We start from the raw sequence: 282 nt of genomic DNA on the forward strand, positions 1-282 counted from the left end.
CAACCAAGACGCTATCGCCGGTGCACAACTGGCACAGCAGACCCAACAGCCTGCCAACCTGACTGTTCCACAAGTGAAAGGCCCTGCCGTACTGGCTGGCTACACTGAAAGTACCGAGCAGGCGCCTGGCCCTATGGCCAACGGCGTGTTGCAGGGTGCTGGTCAAGGTGATCAACGTCTGCCTGGCTACCTGCGTCAGCACGCCCAGGAAGCAGCGTTGAAAGGTACTGAAAGCGCGCTGCCTTACGCACGTGCTGCGAGTCTGGAAAACCGTTAAGGAGG

The 282-nt window shown here is 59.6% G+C and carries 1 protein-coding gene; it reads left to right on the forward strand.

What is annotated here, in order from left to right; translation table 11 throughout:
* On the forward strand, positions 1-277 hold a 277-nt coding region (locus ALO43_RS14040), incomplete at its 5' end, for an anti sigma-E factor RseA C-terminal domain-containing protein (RefSeq protein WP_328586977.1).
* Between the last annotated feature and the right edge of the window lie 5 nt (positions 278-282).

It is taken from the genome of Pseudomonas tremae, from assembly GCF_001401155.1.
Taxonomy (GTDB): Bacteria; Pseudomonadota; Gammaproteobacteria; order Pseudomonadales; family Pseudomonadaceae; genus Aquipseudomonas; species Aquipseudomonas tremae.